Source organism: Streptococcus sanguinis (assembly GCF_003943735.1).
Classification (GTDB): Bacteria; Bacillota; Bacilli; order Lactobacillales; family Streptococcaceae; genus Streptococcus; species Streptococcus sanguinis_E.
The window spans coordinates 1-16,338 of the sequence record NZ_RJMV01000009.1 but is presented as its reverse complement, the minus strand read 5'-3'; the positions used below and the strand labels follow the sequence as shown (position 1 = coordinate 16,338).

Genomic DNA, 16,338 nt, shown 5'->3' with positions numbered 1-16,338 from the left:
GCTTGTCTCTGTAAGGAGGAGAAACATGAGTATCAAAGTTATTATTGCTGGTTTTAAAGGGAAAATGGGTCAAGCAGCCTATAAAATGGTGACAGAAGATCCTGAACTAGAATTAGTTGGACTGCTGGATCCTTTCACGGATGAAAAAGAAGTGGCTGGTGTTCCTGTCTTCAATGCTAAGGAAGAATTGGCTGGTCTGGAAGCCCATGTCTGGGTTGATTTTACAACCCCAAAAGTAGCTTATGACAATACTCGCTTCGCTCTGGAACAGGGATTTTGCCCGGTGGTTGGAACGACAGGTTTTACTCCAGAGCAGTTGGAAGAGTTAATCACATTGTCTAGGGAAAAGAAGCTGGGCGGATTGATTGCACCAAACTTTGCTTTGGGAGCTGTTTTGCTGATGCAGTTTGCGGCTCAGGCAGCTAAGTATTTCCCAAATATAGAAATTATCGAGCTGCATCATGACCAGAAAAAGGATGCACCGAGTGGGACAGCTATCAAGACAGCTGAGCTCATCAGTCAAGTCAGATCAAGCAAGGAGCAGGGAGCTGCTGATGAGGAAGAGTCTATAGTTGGCGCCCGAGGAGCTGATTTCGATGGCATGCGTATCCATTCGGTTCGCTTGCCTGGTCTGGTTGCCCATCAAGAAGTAATCTTTGGCAGCCAGGGAGAGGGATTGACGCTGCGGCATGATTCCTATGACCGTGCTTCCTTTATGACAGGAGTTAATCTTGCCATTAAAGAAGTTGTCAAACGCTCAGAATTAGTCTATGGATTGGAACATTTACTATGAGATTAGAAACTCTGCCTTCTGAATTTCAGGAGGCTTTGCCAGTATTAGAGAAGATAAAAGCGGCTGGCTTTGAAGCATATTTTGTTGGGGGCTCTGTTCGAGATGCTCTTTCGCTGCGACCTATTCACGATGTGGATATCGCTAGCTCCAGCTATCCTGAGGAAACCAAGCGTATCTTTGACCGTACAGTTGATGTGGGGATTGAGCATGGAACCGTCTTGGTCTTGGAAAATAACCGCGAATACGAAGTGACGACTTTCCGGACCGAGGATGTCTATGTGGACTACCGCAGGCCTAGTAAGGTTTCTTTTGTGCGCTCGTTGGAAGAAGATCTCAAGCGGCGCGATTTCACCATCAATGCTCTAGCTTTGGATGAAAACGGCCAGGTTATTGATCTTTTCCAAGGCTTGGTTGACTTGGAAAATCAGATTTTGCGGGCAGTTGGAACGGCAGCAGAGCGTTTTAATGAAGATGCTCTCCGCATCATGCGGGGCTTTCGTTTTCAAGCTGCCTTGGATTTTGATTTAGAGCAAGATACTTTTGATGCTATGAAGGATTGTGCTCCTTTGCTTGAAAAAATTTCAGTTGAACGAATTTTTATCGAGTTCGACAAGCTCTTGCTGGCTCCGTTCTGGCGCAAGGGTTTAGAAGCACTCTTGACAAGCGGTGCTATTGAATTTTTACCAGATTTAAAAGGAAGCAGAGCTAAGCTAGAACGGCTCTTTGACTTGGCTTCAGATTTTTGCTTTTCAGCATCCGAGCAAGCTTGGGCAGCGCTTTTACTGGCTTTAGATGTTCAAAATGTTAAAGGTTTTCTAAAAAAATGGAAGACCTCTCGTGAATTTGCCAAGAAAGTAGAAGATTTGGTTGAGATTGCGGCCATCCGCTCAGAACGAGACTTGACCAAGCGGGACTGCTATGATTACGATATAGACTTATTGCTACAAGCAGAGGAGCTTCGACAGGCGCAAGGTTTGGTAGTTGATTTCTCTGCGATTCAGAATCTTGATGCCAGTCTGACTATTCGCAGCAAGCAGGAAATGGTGGTCAATGGCGGCATGCTGATGCGGGAGTTCGGCTTTGAGCCAGGACCAAAACTGGGTCAAATTCTGAAAGAGTTGGAACACGCTATTGTAGACGGCTGCTTACCTAATGACTTAGAGGCCATTTATGCTTATATCGAGGAGAAGAAATGAGCGATTTTATCGTTGACAAGCTAACCAAATCAGTAGGAGATAAGACTGTTTTTCGGGATATTTCCTTTATCATTCATGAGCTAGACCGGATTGGTCTGATTGGTGTTAATGGAACAGGAAAGACAACGCTGCTGGATGTCTTGTCAGGCAAGTCGGGCTTTGACGGAGATGTCAGCCCTTTTTCTGCTAAGACGGGCTATAAAATTGCTTATCTGACTCAGGAGCCTGATTTCGATGAAGAGCAGACGGTGCTTGACACTGTTCTATCAAGTGATTTACGGGAAATGCAGTTGATTCGAGAATATGAGCTGCTCCTGACGGCTTATGATGAAAGCCAACAGTCAAGACTAGAAGCGGTTATGGCCGAGATGGACTCGCTCCATGCTTGGGAAATCGAAAGTCAGGTCAAGACGGTTCTGTCCAAGCTTGGTCTGACTAATCTGTCACTTAAGGTTGGTCAGTTATCAGGAGGTCTTCGTCGCCGAGTTCAGCTGGCTCAGGTTCTCTTAGGTGATGCCGATTTGCTCTTGCTGGACGAGCCGACCAACCACCTAGATATTGATACCATTGAATGGCTGACCCATTTCTTGAAAAATTCCAAGAAGACCGTGCTTTTCATCACCCATGATCGCTATTTCTTGGATAACATTTCAACTCGGATTTTTGAGCTAGATGGCGGTCGCTTGATTGAATACCAAGGAAATTATCAAGATTATGTCCGTCTTAAGGCGGAGCAGGATGAACGGGATGCGGCCTTACTCCACAAAAAGCAGCAACTATACAAGCAGGAGTTATCCTGGATGCGACGGCAGCCTCAGGCTCGGGCAACCAAGCAACAGGCTCGTATCAATCGTTTCCATGACCTCAAGAAAGATTTGGCAGGCCAGACGACTGAGAGCAATCTGGAAATGAACTTCGAAACCAGTCGTATCGGTAAGAAGGTTATCGAGTTTCAAAATGTAGACTTTGCTTATGACCAGAAGCCTATTCTCTCTCAGTTCAGTCTTTTGATCCAGAACAAGGACCGCATTGGGATTGTTGGAGATAACGGTGTCGGCAAGTCAACCTTGCTTAATCTGATTGCCGGTAAACTTCAGCCTCAGGCTGGTCAGCTCATTATCGGAGAGACAGTCCGAGTGGCCTATTTCTCTCAGCAGATTGAGGGCTTGGATGAGTGTAAGCGGGTAATCAATTACCTGCAAGAAGTGGCTGAGGAGGTCAAGATAGGCAGCGGGACGACTTCCATTGCAGAACTCTTGGAGCAGTTTCTTTTTCCTCGTTCTACTCATGGGACTTTAATCGAAAAGCTTTCTGGTGGAGAGAAAAAGCGACTTTATCTGCTCAAGCTGCTCTTAGAAAAGCCGAATGTCTTGCTTCTTGATGAGCCGACCAATGATTTGGATATTGCGACTCTGACGGTCTTGGAGAATTTTCTGCAAGGCTTTGCCGGGCCAGTTATTACAGTCAGCCACGACCGTTATTTCCTAGACAAGGTATCTAGCAAGATTTTAGCTTTTGAAGATGGGGGTATCAGAGAGTTTTTCGGTAATTACACGGATTACCTGGATGAAAAAGCCTTTCTGGCAGAAAGCTCTGCTATTTCCCAAAAGGCGGAAAAGGAAAAATCGGCCAAAGTGCGTGAGGAGAAAAAGCGCATGACCTACTTTGAAAAGCAGGAGTGGGAGTCTATTGAGGCCGATATCGAGGCGCTGGAGGAGCGGATTTCTGAGATTGAAGCGGCCATGCAGGAGAATGGTTCGGACTTTACTCGCCTGTCTGAACTCCAGCAAGAACTGGATGAGCAGAATGACAAGCTGCTGGAAAAATACGAGCGCTATGAATACCTGAGTGGGTTAAACGAATGAATGAAGTAGTGTTTAGGCAGAGCTGGTTGAAGATATTCATCATAGCTATATCGGCGGGCGCTCTTGCTGTCTTTATGACTGCAGTTCTTGTATTACCATCTAAAAACGGATACCTATTATTCGATTCCAATATTTCTGAGATTGAAAAAATATTTTTAGTGATAGGTACAATTGTTTTTGATTTTCTTTCTATTTTGGTATGGATTTGTTTGTTTAGGGATAAACGTTTTCTTCGTCTAACGGAACAGGGCTTTTACTTTAAACCCCTTCTTTTTAGAGAAGTTTCGTTTTATAGTTGGGAAGAAATCCAGAGAATAGACTATAGAATTGAACGTATTCGACATTATGCAAAATATCAATTATTCAATAAGAGTCATATTTTGACGATTTGTTTTCATTCAGTGGATCCTGCAGTTTTGAAGAGAAGTAGGCTTGCTTCTAGAAAGAGCAAAAGATATAAGTTTGGTATTCCTGAAACGTTAGAAATTACTCTTATGTTATTGAAAAAAGAGAAACCAAAATATATTTATGAAACGATGATGGATTACCATAATCAATGGCAAGCAAATCAGAAGGATATTTAAAGTGAAGATATAGTCCGAACAGTTTCATAAACTGTAAATCTAAAACCTTTAGAGATGGAACGGAGGCATCTATGAAACTAAGATTGGAAAATACCAACTCGAAGAAGACACAAGAACTGGGAAATTTAATCAGATCCTACAATCGCTCTAAAAGAGAGTCCTCCAAAAGTGAGCCTCTTAACATCTATGTAGAAGACGAACAAGGAAATCTGCTGGCTGGTATGGCGGCCGAAACTTTTGGTAATTGGCTGGAGATTGAATATTTGTATGTGAGTGAGGATTTACGAGGGCAAGGCATAGGCTCAAAAATAATGTGTAGGGCTGAACAAGAAGCCAGAGTAAGAAAATGCAAATATTCATTTGTGGATACGTATCGGTTTCAAGCCCCAGATTTTTATAAACAGCACGGCTATACAGAAGTGTTCGCGTTGAAAGAATACCCCTATACTGGTGAAAGATATTATTTTACAAAAGAGTTGTGAGTTAGGATGAGTAAATATAGAAAAGATTATTGGTGAAAAATAGTGCAAGAAAGAATAATAAAAAGAAGTTCGAAAAAAATACTTTTTTGGGCAATTCTTAATAGTTTATTTTCTATTTTTTTGTCTTATTTTTTTGTCTGTTTTATCGTTTTGGAAAATCGACTGACATATTTTTATTCTTACATTTTATTAGTATTACTTTTGATTTTATATCTAATTTTGTTCGCTTCTTGGAGTCTTCTTTTTGCTGACAAAGAGTTCGTTAGACTAACGGTGAACGGTTTCTATTATAAGCCTTCTCTAGTGGCTGATAGAGAATTTTTTTCATGGAAAGATGTGTCAGAGATAAATTTTCGTATAATACGAAACAGGTTTACAACTTCTTACAGAATTGAAATAAATTTTAATGACGTCGAGGGACTTTGTAAAACTTCAGCTATTGTACGTAAAAATAAGAAGCGCGTCTTTAAAAATCAAGTTGATTTAATTATCCCGTTGATTTTTCTTGAAGAAACGTTTCTGGAACGTATATATGATTCAATGAAGTATTATGAAAGAGAGTGGAGGATAGAATCTAACCATAAGCCATTGGTTAAGAAAAAGAAATTACTAGTACAAGAAAGTAAAGGATAAAAGTGGCTAAGAGAAGTAGCAAAGTTAGATTTTTGTTGATTTTCACTTTTCTTTATGCAAACCTTTTCCTTACTGAAAAAATCTGATATAATGATGATAAATAAAACACAGAGGAGAACATCATGTCGAAAAAAATAATCGGAATTGACCTTGGTGGAACATCTATTAAGTTTGCTATTTTGACTTCAGAGGGCGAAATCCAGGAAAAATGGTCCATTAAAACCAATATTTTGGACGAAGGTAGCCACATCGTAGATGATATGGTTGAGTCGATCCTGCACCGTTTGGACTTACTTCAGCTTTCAGCAGAGGATTTTATCGGGATTGGTATGGGTTCGCCAGGAGTAGTTGACCGTGAGAAAGGGACTGTTATCGGTGCTTACAATCTCAATTGGAAGACGCTGCAGCCGGTCAAGGATAAGATTGAAAAAGCGACTGGGATTCCTTTCTATATTGACAACGACGCTAACGTTGCTGCTTTGGGTGAACGTTGGATGGGCGCTGGAGAAAACCAGCCTGATGTAGTCTTTATGACACTGGGTACAGGTGTTGGCGGAGGAATTGTTGCCGAAGGCAAGCTCTTGCACGGACTTGCTGGAGCAGCAGGGGAGTTGGGCCACATCACTGTTGACTTTGATCAGCCGATTCAATGTACCTGTGGCAAGAAGGGCTGCTTGGAGACGGTTGCATCTGCGACTGGTATTGTCAATCTGACTCGCCGCTATGCTGATGAGTATGCTGGTGATGCCGAGTTGAAAAAACTGATTGACAACGGTGAAGATGTTAATGCAAAGATTGTCTTTGACTTGGCGAAAGAAGGCGATGAGCTGGCTCTGATTGTCTATCGCAATTTTGCTCGTTATCTAGGAATCGCCTGTGCCAATATCGGCTCTATCCTAAATCCATCTACAATTGTTATTGGTGGTGGCGTATCAGCTGCGGGTGACTTCCTGCTGGATGGCGTACGCAAGGTTTATGAAGAGAATAGCTTCCCGCAGGTTCGTACTTCAACCAAGTTGGCCTTGGCTACTCTTGGAAATGATGCTGGTGTTATCGGGGCAGCATCATTGGTTTTACAATAATTCAACAAGTTTGCTTCATTTGTTCTCCTGCAGAAAGGTCTGTAGGAGAATTTTTATGGAAAATTTGCTATACTAGAAAAAGCTCACTGAATGAAGGAGAAATCATGACGCTAGCAGATGCGATTTTCAAAGAGAATATTAAAAAGATTATGGAGCAGGGTGTTTTTTCTGAAAATGCTCGTCCGCGCTACAAGGATGGAAATGTAGCTAACTCTAAATATATCACTGGTTCTTTTGCGGAATATGATTTGAGCAAGGGCGAGTTCCCAATCACGACTCTGCGCCCTATTGCCATCAAGTCTGCCATTAAGGAAGTCCTTTGGATCTATCAAGACCAGTCCAATAGTCTGGAACTCCTCAACGACAAGTATAATGTTCACTATTGGAATGATTGGGAAGTTGGCGATACGGGGACTATCGGGCAGCGTTACGGAGCTGTTGTCAAGAAGCACAATATTATCCATAAAATTCTTCAACAGCTGGAAGATAATCCTTGGAATCGTCGCAATATCATCTCTCTCTGGGATTATGAAGCTTTTGAAGAAACAGATGGCTTGCTTCCATGTGCTTTTCAGACCATGTTTGACGTTCGGCGTGTAGATGAAGACATTTATCTGGATGCGACTCTGACTCAGCGCTCAAATGATATGTTGGTTGCTCACCACATCAATGCTATGCAGTATGTGGCTCTGCAGATGATGATTGCCAAGCATTTTGGCTGGAAGGTCGGTAAGTTCTTTTACTTTATCAATAACTTGCACATCTATGACAATCAGTTCGAGCAGGCGGAGGAGCTATTGCGTCGGGAACCTAGCGACTGTCAACCTCGGCTCGTTTTAAATGTGCCGGATGGAACCAATTTCTTCGATATCAAAGCAGAAGATTTTGAGTTATTAGACTATGATCCAGTAAAACCTCAGCTGAAGTTTGATTTGGCTATTTAACGATTTTGATGAGTGTATGCGAAAACTGCCAACCTCTGCAAAAGTTCTGCTTGAATTATACTTTAAACATGCCTTTTTACAGCAAATTTGATAGAATAGAGTTACTAATACAAAGGATAAAAGGATGACAAAAAAGATTATTGCCATTTGGGCTCAGACAGAGGATGGTCTGATTGGAAAAGACAAGGTCATGCCCTGGCATCTCCCGGCAGAATTGCAGCATTTTAAGGCAACGACGACTGGACATGCTATTTTGATGGGGCGTGTGACCTTTGATGGTCTGCAGCGTCGCGTTTTGCCAAATCGAATCAGTTTGATTTTGAGCAAGGACAAGAACTATCAAATTGACAATGAAAATATCTTGCTGTTCAGCAATGTGGAAGATGTCTTGGAGTGGTACCACAAGCAGGATAGAAACTTGTATATTATCGGCGGAGCGCAAATTATCAGGGCTTTTGAGCCGTTTTTAGAAGAATTGATTCAGACTCAGATTGCTGCTAAGCTGGAAGGAGATACCTATTTCCCTGAGACATTTGACTGGGCTCCTTATCAGGAAGTTAGCAGTGAATTTCATGCCAAAGATGAAAAGAATCTTTATGATTTCACTATAAAAAGATACCAAAGGAAGGACTCGTAAGAATGGAACGTAGTATTTTTGGTTTTTTTACGGCCTTTTTATGTGTCATTTGTCTTATTTGTGCCGTTCAAACCTTTCGGAAAAAGCGGTTTGGACTGGCGGCTTTATTTTTGCTGAATGCTTTTACAAACTTAGTAAATTCCATTCATGCTTTTTATATGACACTTTTTTAACATGTACGAAAGAAAATAAATAGATTTAGAATTTTAGAATTGGAGTAAACAATGCCTACAAGTCGTAATGATGATATGATGGTTTTTTGTTCTTTCTGTGGGAAGAACCAAGATGAGGTGCAGAAGATTATAGCTGGTAACAATGCCTTTATCTGTAATGAATGTGTGGAGCTGGCGCAGGAGATCATCCGTGAAGAGCTAGCCGAGGAAGTACTAGCAGATCTGTCTGAGGTACCAAAACCTCAGGAGCTGCTTAATATCTTGAACCACTATGTTATCGGGCAAGACCGAGCTAAGCGTGCCTTAGCCGTGGCGGTCTATAATCACTACAAGCGTATTAACTACCACGACAGCCGAGAAGAAGAAGATGTGGAACTTCAAAAGTCAAATATTTTGATGATTGGCCCGACCGGGTCAGGTAAGACCTTCCTGGCGCAGACTTTAGCTCGCAGCCTCAATGTGCCTTTCGCCATTGCGGACGCAACAGCTCTGACTGAAGCTGGTTATGTCGGGGAAGATGTGGAAAATATTCTTCTCAAGCTTTTGCAGGCAGCTGATTTTAATATTGAGCGTGCAGAACGCGGCATTATCTATGTCGATGAGATTGACAAGATTGCTAAGAAAGGTGAGAACGTCTCTATCACTCGTGATGTTTCGGGTGAAGGAGTTCAGCAAGCCCTTTTGAAGATTATTGAAGGAACTGTAGCTAGTGTTCCGCCGCAAGGTGGACGCAAGCATCCGCAGCAGGAAATGATTCAGGTTGATACCAAGAATATTCTCTTCATTGTTGGCGGTGCGTTTGATGGTATTGAAGAAATCGTAAAACAGCGTCTGGGTGAGAAAATCATTGGTTTCGGTCAGAATAACCGGGCGATTGACGAAGATGGGTCCTATATGCAGGAAATTATCTCAGAAGACGTTCAAAAGTTTGGAATTATCCCTGAGTTGATTGGCCGTTTGCCTGTTTTTGCTGCTCTGGAGCAACTGACAGTTGATGATTTGGTTCGTATTCTGAAAGAGCCTAGAAACGCCCTTATTAAGCAGTATCAGGCACTTCTGTCTTATGATGATGTTAAGCTTGAATTTGACGAGGATGCTCTGCAGGAGATCGCAAATAAAGCGATTGAACGTAAAACAGGTGCACGAGGGCTTCGCTCTATCATTGAAGAAACTATGATGGATGTCATGTTTGAAGTTCCAAGTCAGGAAAATGTCAAACTTGTCCGTATTACCAAAGAAGCAGTAGATGGAACAGATAAGCCTATTCTAGAAACTGCCTAACGAGGTGCTTATGGAAATCAATACCCACAACGCAGAGATTTTGCTGAGTGCAGCCAATAAATCGCATTACCCTCAAGATGATATTCCAGAAATTGCCTTGGCTGGCCGATCAAACGTCGGAAAGTCCAGCTTCATCAATACACTGCTTAATCGTAAGAATTTAGCGCGAACTTCAGGAAAACCTGGAAAAACTCAGCTGCTAAACTTTTTCAACATTGATGACAAACTGCGTTTTGTCGATGTGCCAGGTTATGGCTATGCCCGTGTTTCCAAAAAAGAGCGTGAAAAATGGGGCCGGATGATTGAGGAGTATCTGACCAGTCGTGAAAATCTCAGAGCGGTTGTCAGCCTTGTTGATCTTCGTCATGATCCGAGCGCAGATGATGTGCAGATGTATGAATTTCTGAAATATTATGACATTCCGGTTATCCTAGTAGCGACCAAAGCTGATAAAATCCCTCGCGGAAAATGGAATAAGCACGAGTCAGCTATTAAGAAAAAGCTTGACTTTGATAAAAATGATGATTTCATTCTTTTTTCCTCAGTCACCAAGGATGGCTTAGATGCTGCTTGGGACGCGATTTTGTCAAAAATTTAATAATACGAATTAAATCCAACTTGCTTTTGAGTTGGATTTTTTGAAATAAAACGAAAAATGTCATATACTTGTAAATTATCAATAGTGTTTTTTTAATCTTTAGTATGTTACAATGGTATCATTAACATCTTATTCAGGAGAAGTGCTGTGAAAAAGAGAATTTCAAAAAAAGGTAAGAGAATCCTTTCAGCTTTATTCATCATGACAACAACGATTGCTGTTGGTTTTGTCTTGGCCAAGCATATTAATCCTGCTAGTGCCAATAATAGCGATCAGCAGCCTATGAATCAAACAGACTACTTCATCTCACAAATCGGTGAGCCAGCGCGTCAGTTGGGACAGGACAATGATCTTTATGCTTCTGTTATGATTGCACAGGCTATTTTAGAAAGTGGATCAGGGCAGTCTGGTCTGTCTGGTGAACCTCATTATAACCTTTTCGGTATCAAAGGTCACTATGATGGCCAATCTGCTAATATGGAGACTTGGGAAGATGATGGAGAGGGAAATGCTTATACCATCAACGACAGTTTCCGTTCATATCCTAGCTATGTAGAGTCTCTGCAAGACTATGTTGCGGTTCTCAAACAGGGGCATTTTGCAGGCGCATGGAAGAGCAATGCGCCAACCTATCAGGATGCAACAGCTGCCCTGACTGGTGTCTATGCGACAGATACTAGTTACAATGCTAAATTGAATTATATTATTGAAAAATACGATTTGACTCGCTTTGATTCACCACTCTATGAGTCTGGTGCTGGCTATATCGTTTACAATCCCTATCGCCAGCAATACACTACTCAAGATATCTTGGATGTCGATACTGCCTGGGCGAATAGATTTTAATGAAGACAACAAAAAAGAGGGAGACCTCTTTTTTATGTCTCCTTGCCGGTCTCTCTCTCTAGTTTCGAATTTTCGTATTTGCTAGTGTTGATCCTGCTCACTTAAGTAGATTCTAGGAGTGTTTCATGGGAAAATTTAAAGATTTGCTTGAAAAGCAAGAGATTATTATTTTAGATGGAGCCTTGGGTACAGAGTTGGAAAGCCTGGGTTATGATGTATCTGGTAAGCTTTGGTCCGCTCAATACCTATTAGACCAGCCTCAGATTATTCAAGATGTGCATGAAAGCTATGTGAGAGCTGGCAGCGATATCATCACTACGTCCAGTTATCAGGCCAGTATTTCAGCATTTATAGAGGCAGGACTGACTCCTGAAAAGGGTTATGATTTTTTAAAAGAGACAGCCTTCTTAGCAAAAAAAGCAATCGAAAACGTCTGGCAAGCATTATCTCCGGAAGAACAAAAGCAGCGGCCCTATCCTCTGGTTGCAGGCTCGGTAGGGCCTTATGCTGCCTATTTAGCTGATGGTTCGGAGTATACGGGAGACTACCAGCTGAGTGAAGAAGAATTCCAAGAGTTTCATCGACCTCGTATTCAAGCTTTGTTAGAAGCAGGCTGTGATTTATTGGCTATTGAAACGATTCCAAATGGAGCAGAAGCGGCAGCAATCCTCCGGCTTTTAGCTGAGGAATTTCCGCAGGCTGAGGCTTATTTGTCCTTTGTCGCCCAGTCGGAGACAGCTATATCAGATGGCACTAAGATTGAGGATTTAGGAAACTTGGCTCAAGAAAGTCCACAAGTCTTAGCAGTTGGTTTTAACTGTACAGCTCCACATTTAATTACTCCTTTATTAGATGGGCTTGGACAAGTGTGCAACAAACCTTTTCTGACCTATCCAAACTCTGGCGAAACTTATAATGGCTTGACCAAAACTTGGCACGATGATCCAGAGCAGGAGCGAAGCTTGCTGGAAAATAGTAAACTTTGGCAAAATCAAGGAGTGCGTCTTTTTGGTGGTTGCTGTCGAACACGGCCAGAAGATATTGATCAGTTAGCAAAAGGATTTAAGGGTTGAAAATAGATTTTCAATCCTTTTTTAGAAAATTTAAAAAGGTTCTCGAAAACGCTATCAAAAACAAGAACTTTGTGATATACTATACATAGTTTAAATTAATAGGAGAAATTTTTATGCCTGAATCGACATTTATCCCTAAAATTGAAGCAGCTTGCCGCAAGAAAGAAGCTTTGTTTGATAAAAGCAAGGCCAAGTATGCTGTTCGTTCCATCTTTGCTGGAGCTTTCCTAACCTTTAGTACTGGGGCTGGAGCCATTGCGGCAGATTTGACGAATAAAATCGTTCCAGGAACTGGGCGTTTTCTCTTTCCTTTCATCTTTGCTTGGGGATTGGCTTACATTGTCTTTCTAAATGCAGAGTTGATGACTTCCAACATGATGTTTCTGACTGCTGGTACCTTTTTGAAGAAGATTGACTGGAAAAAAGCCTTGATGATTTTGCTTTATTGTACCTTTTTCAATCTGATTGGCGCTTTGATTGCCGGCTGGCTCTTTGCTAACTCGGCTGCTTATGCAGGGCTTAACAAAGATAGTTTCATATCTGGTGTTGTGCAGATGAAGCTTGCTCGATCTAATGAACTGATTCTGCTCGAGGGAGTGTTAGCCAATATCTTTGTTAATATCGCTATTCTTTCCTTCGTTTTGGTCAAGGATAGTACAGCTAAGCTCTTCTTAGTTATATCAGCTATTTATATGTTTGTATTCCTGACTAACGAACACTTGGCAGCCAACTTTGCTTCCTTTGCTATCGTGAAATTCAGCTCAGCAGCAGCGGAAGTGCAAAATTTTGGTATTGGAAATATCCTACGCCACTGGGGCGTAACCTTTATCGGTAATCTCATCGGTGGTGGTCTACTCATAGGTTTGCCATACGCTTGGTTTAATAAGGAAGAAAGTAATTATGTGGACTGACAAAAAAGGATTTTCGAATCCTTTTTTTGATGTCTCCTTAAAATAAATAGAATCCTATGGACAAATTTGATAACCCATTGTTATTTGTTTGTGATAAGCTATTTTAGTAGATTTAGTTCACTCGCAACTAGTAGGGGATTTTTTTTAAACCTAATAAAATAATTGAAGAAGATAGTATGATAAAAAAGCGATTGACAGGTTAAGTGATTTTTTGTTATACTGACAATGATACTATATAAAGATAACTGACGTTTTTTTGAAAAGTAATATTTCAATCACCTGATGCAATTAAATAAAAGGTTCTGTTGATAATCTATTTTCCTAACTCTTTTATTCTCTTTGTTTTTTCGATTATCTATCATAAAAACGAGATAGCATCCAAGGCCGAAATTTTCACTTACCATATATAGTATTATACCAGTAAATTATATAAGGAGTAAAATGATGGCAGATGGTAAAATGTCGCAAGTGCTTAAAGAGGATTTAAAACAGGATGGAGTCAATGATAGCAGACTTTTTGATTTAGCTTTGCAAAATATGCTGAAAAGAGCAGTTGCTAGTGGAATCGCGGAGCAGAAAAACGACGAAAATAAAAAAACATCTATTTCTTCAATTGAAGAAATCACAAGAAACGAAGTTAGTGTAGTTGCTGAAGTTAATCCTGCAAAGCCTCCAGTTATCAAGGCTAGTGTCATTGCTAATGTCAAACCAATCACAGATCCGATTAAAGATTCTGCTGCTATTTACGGTGTGAGAGAATTGGACGAAGAAAATAACTCGTCTAATATTTCAGGAAATCAACAATCTACACCAACTGGTGGAGAAGTATACTATCTCCTTAAAACTTATCGTCAATTTTCCAGTCCCGATTCCAATCCTTATGTACCCCCGATCCATAAAAAAAATAGTGATAATCCAGGACAAAAGAAGAATCCGAAACAATCGGATGATAAGCAGTCTTCGAAATCAGATTTGGATTTAGAAAAGGTAAAGAAAAGCTTAAATGATTTTTATAATTTCACCAAAACTATTTATGATTTAGGTAACACAATTGAAGAATATAGTAAGGAAATTATAGAAAAAGAGAAGCATGTTAATGTTGAAAAAGGACTTGGTTTTAAAGATATTGGGGGAGTAATTGAAGATAAAGTTGGACCTAAGGTTAGGAAAGTCGGAAAAATCGTTGACGATTGGATAGAAAAAATCAATAGTAAAAACTATACCGTACCAGATGAATATCTCCCTGATTTTATTGAGGAGGGAGGAGGGAGAATTACTGCTTTTGATGCTTTAAATATTGTTCAAACCTTATACGAAGGGGTTAGGGATGTAAAAAAGGCCTATACAAAAAATCCAAGAGATAGATTTATAAATTCATCTGGTTCTGTTGGTAAATATTCAACCAAATTGCTTGCGGCTCTACCTTTGATGCTTACTCCAAAAAATAGACTAACCTTGTCAGCTGCTATTTTAGAGGCTGTTTTGGCAGAAATGGCGGCAGATGGAGCTGAGAATTTTCTTCGTGATGGAGCAGCAAAAAGATGGGATGGTGATGCTGACAAAGCAAGCGAAACTCCGAACCTTGACCCGCTTGTGCTTGATTTATTAGGGGATGGCTTCAAGCCAACATCCTTGGATAAGGGCGTTCATTTTGATTTGGATGGAAATGGTTTTGCAGAGCGAGTTAATTGGATTCAAGGTGATGATGCTCTGTTAGCCCTGGATAAGAATGGGGATGGCGTGATAAACGATGGCAATGAGCTTTTTGGGGATCGCTATCGTTTATCTAATGGTAAGCTTGCAAGGTTTGGTTTTGAGGCGTTGATGGAGCAAGATACAAATGGTGATAAGGTTATTGATGATAAAGATGCTAATTTCAGTCGTCTTCAAGTTTGGCAAGATGCTAACCAAAATGGTATTTCTGAAAAAGAAGAGCTACGCAGTTTATCACAAGCAGGGGTAGCTGCTATTCAGCTTAACTACCTAAAGAGTCAATTGGGTGGTCACGAGGAGGTTATTTTCGGTAATAGCGCCAAATTTATCAAGGCGAACGGTGAGACTGGGGATGCGACTGAATATTGGGTCAAGAAGAGAGGTTATGATACTAAGATACTCAATGATATTGTTATTCCGCTGGAAGTCCGCTTTTTGCCAAATGTAGCTGGTTCGGGTAATATCCCTTCTCTCCATCAGGCAATGGCAATGGATGTTACAGGTCAACTCAAGGATAAGGTGGGTCGATTTATCTTGTCTTACGATGTAGCAGAGAGACGTCAGCTAGTTGAAAGTATCCTAACTCAGATGGCAGGAGCTCAAAATATTGCCTCTAACAGTCGAGGAACTGCTATAGATGCCAAACAGCTTCAGGTTATAGAAGCTCTCCTAGGGCGTGATTATACTGGGACTTCAGGGGCTAATCCACACGCAAGTTCAGCACCAATTCTCAAGGAACTATATCAGAAGATGGTAGATTATTATTACTATGCTATGATGAGCAGCAGCCACCTCTCTGGTGTAGTACCTCTTATACAGATTAAGGAAGATAAGGTCATTGATCTTGAGCTTCTCAAGTCGGTATTGCCGGGCTATCTGAAGGTCAAAGACGGAATCCAGTTAAGCGATGTAGCAGGTTATCTCAAACACATGGAGAATCAGGGTATCGGTGGTTATCAGGACTTTAAGACTTACTTTGGCTCTATGTCTCATGACTACCTCAAGGCTATTATGATAGGAGCTGGAGAGGTCGTAATGGGTAGCGAACAGGGAGAAAGTTTACAGGCGACGGAAAGGCAAGCTTTTGTTATGGCTTCCGGGGGAGATGATAATGTCCAAGGAGACAAGCAAAATAATATATTAGACGGCGGTGTAGGTAATGATGAGTTGACTGGCGGTTATGGTGATGATACCTACATCTTCGGATTAGGCTATGGTCAGGATACGATTTCTGATGGTTATGGTCGGAACAAGATTAAATTTATCAATGGAATCCGTCCATCTGATCTTCAAACTTATGCCAGTGGTTCTTCAGATATCGTTATCAAGGTGAAGGGTACAGAAGACCAGTTGACTCTCAAATATTTCCGCTCTGACAGCAGTAACCGGAACTTCATATTGGAGTTTGACGACGGCACAGTTCTGGATCAGGATTCGGCAGCACATCCTCTGAGAGTCATTCAAGGTACTGAGAGCGATGATTCAATCTCAGCTTATCTCAAAGATATGACGATTCAAGGAGGATCA

The 16,338-nt window shown here is 41.2% G+C and carries 15 protein-coding genes; all 15 read left to right on the top strand.

All coding sequences use genetic code 11. From position 1 onward, the window contains the following. Window positions 1-25: 25 nt before the first annotated feature. Complete coding sequence (gene dapB, locus D8877_RS09045; protein ID WP_061591827.1) at window positions 26-793, top strand: 4-hydroxy-tetrahydrodipicolinate reductase; 768 nt, start codon at window positions 26-28, stop codon at window positions 791-793. Then, a complete protein-coding gene (locus D8877_RS09040) occupies window positions 790-1,989 on the top strand; it encodes a CCA tRNA nucleotidyltransferase (RefSeq protein WP_125341237.1) in 1,200 nt (399 codons plus the stop codon). The genes dapB and D8877_RS09040 overlap by 4 nt, the downstream gene beginning before the upstream one ends. Beyond that, on the top strand, window positions 1,986-3,854 hold the full coding sequence (locus tag D8877_RS09035; protein WP_061591825.1) for an ABC-F family ATP-binding cassette domain-containing protein: 1,869 nt from the start codon (window positions 1,986-1,988) through the stop codon (window positions 3,852-3,854). The genes D8877_RS09040 and D8877_RS09035 overlap by 4 nt, the downstream gene beginning before the upstream one ends. Further along, the gene (locus D8877_RS09030) at window positions 3,851-4,438 is read left to right on the top strand and encodes a hypothetical protein (protein WP_061591824.1); all 588 of its coding nucleotides are present in this window, start codon (window positions 3,851-3,853) and stop codon (window positions 4,436-4,438) included. Before D8877_RS09035 ends, D8877_RS09030 begins: the two co-directional genes overlap by 4 nt. Before the next feature lie 71 nt (window positions 4,439-4,509). Then, window positions 4,510-4,920: a GNAT family N-acetyltransferase gene (locus D8877_RS09025; protein WP_061591823.1), complete on the top strand. Its 411-nt coding sequence runs from the start codon at window positions 4,510-4,512 to the stop codon at window positions 4,918-4,920. Between the two features lie 755 nt (window positions 4,921-5,675). Continuing rightward, a complete protein-coding gene (locus D8877_RS09020; RefSeq protein WP_125353106.1) occupies window positions 5,676-6,635 on the top strand; it encodes an ROK family glucokinase in 960 nt (319 codons plus the stop codon). A gap of 104 nt (window positions 6,636-6,739) precedes the next feature. Then, complete coding sequence (locus D8877_RS09015; protein WP_125353103.1) at window positions 6,740-7,579, top strand: thymidylate synthase; 840 nt, start codon at window positions 6,740-6,742, stop codon at window positions 7,577-7,579. Window positions 7,580-7,703: 124 nt separating this feature from the next. Continuing rightward, on the top strand, window positions 7,704-8,216 hold the full coding sequence (locus D8877_RS09010) for a dihydrofolate reductase (protein WP_125353101.1): 513 nt from the start codon (window positions 7,704-7,706) through the stop codon (window positions 8,214-8,216). A 2-nt stretch (window positions 8,217-8,218) separates the two neighbouring features. Beyond that, window positions 8,219-8,389, top strand: coding sequence for a hypothetical protein (locus D8877_RS09005; RefSeq protein ID WP_002895584.1), 171 nt, complete (start codon window positions 8,219-8,221; stop codon window positions 8,387-8,389). Window positions 8,390-8,440: 51 nt separating this feature from the next. After that, entirely contained in the window at window positions 8,441-9,670 is a 1,230-nt protein-coding gene (clpX, locus tag D8877_RS09000; protein WP_002917310.1) for an ATP-dependent Clp protease ATP-binding subunit ClpX, read from the top strand. Between the two features lie 10 nt (window positions 9,671-9,680). Beyond that, window positions 9,681-10,268: a ribosome biogenesis GTP-binding protein YihA/YsxC gene (gene yihA / locus D8877_RS08995; RefSeq protein ID WP_002915299.1), complete on the top strand. Its 588-nt coding sequence runs from the start codon at window positions 9,681-9,683 to the stop codon at window positions 10,266-10,268. Window positions 10,269-10,415: 147 nt separating this feature from the next. After that, window positions 10,416-11,114 carry a glucosaminidase domain-containing protein gene (locus tag D8877_RS08990; protein ID WP_061591818.1) on the top strand — a complete coding sequence of 233 codons (699 nt, stop codon included), beginning with the start codon at window positions 10,416-10,418 and terminating at the stop codon, window positions 11,112-11,114. A gap of 125 nt (window positions 11,115-11,239) precedes the next feature. After that, complete coding sequence (gene mmuM / locus D8877_RS08985) at window positions 11,240-12,187, top strand: homocysteine S-methyltransferase (protein ID WP_061591817.1); 948 nt, start codon at window positions 11,240-11,242, stop codon at window positions 12,185-12,187. A gap of 113 nt (window positions 12,188-12,300) precedes the next feature. Further along, on the top strand, window positions 12,301-13,098 hold the full coding sequence (locus D8877_RS08980; protein ID WP_125341236.1) for a formate/nitrite transporter family protein: 798 nt from the start codon (window positions 12,301-12,303) through the stop codon (window positions 13,096-13,098). A 444-nt stretch (window positions 13,099-13,542) separates the two neighbouring features. Beyond that, the coding region (locus D8877_RS08975; RefSeq protein ID WP_221761542.1) for an SPM autocatalytic domain-containing protein at window positions 13,543-16,338 on the top strand (2,796 nt) is incomplete at its 3' end.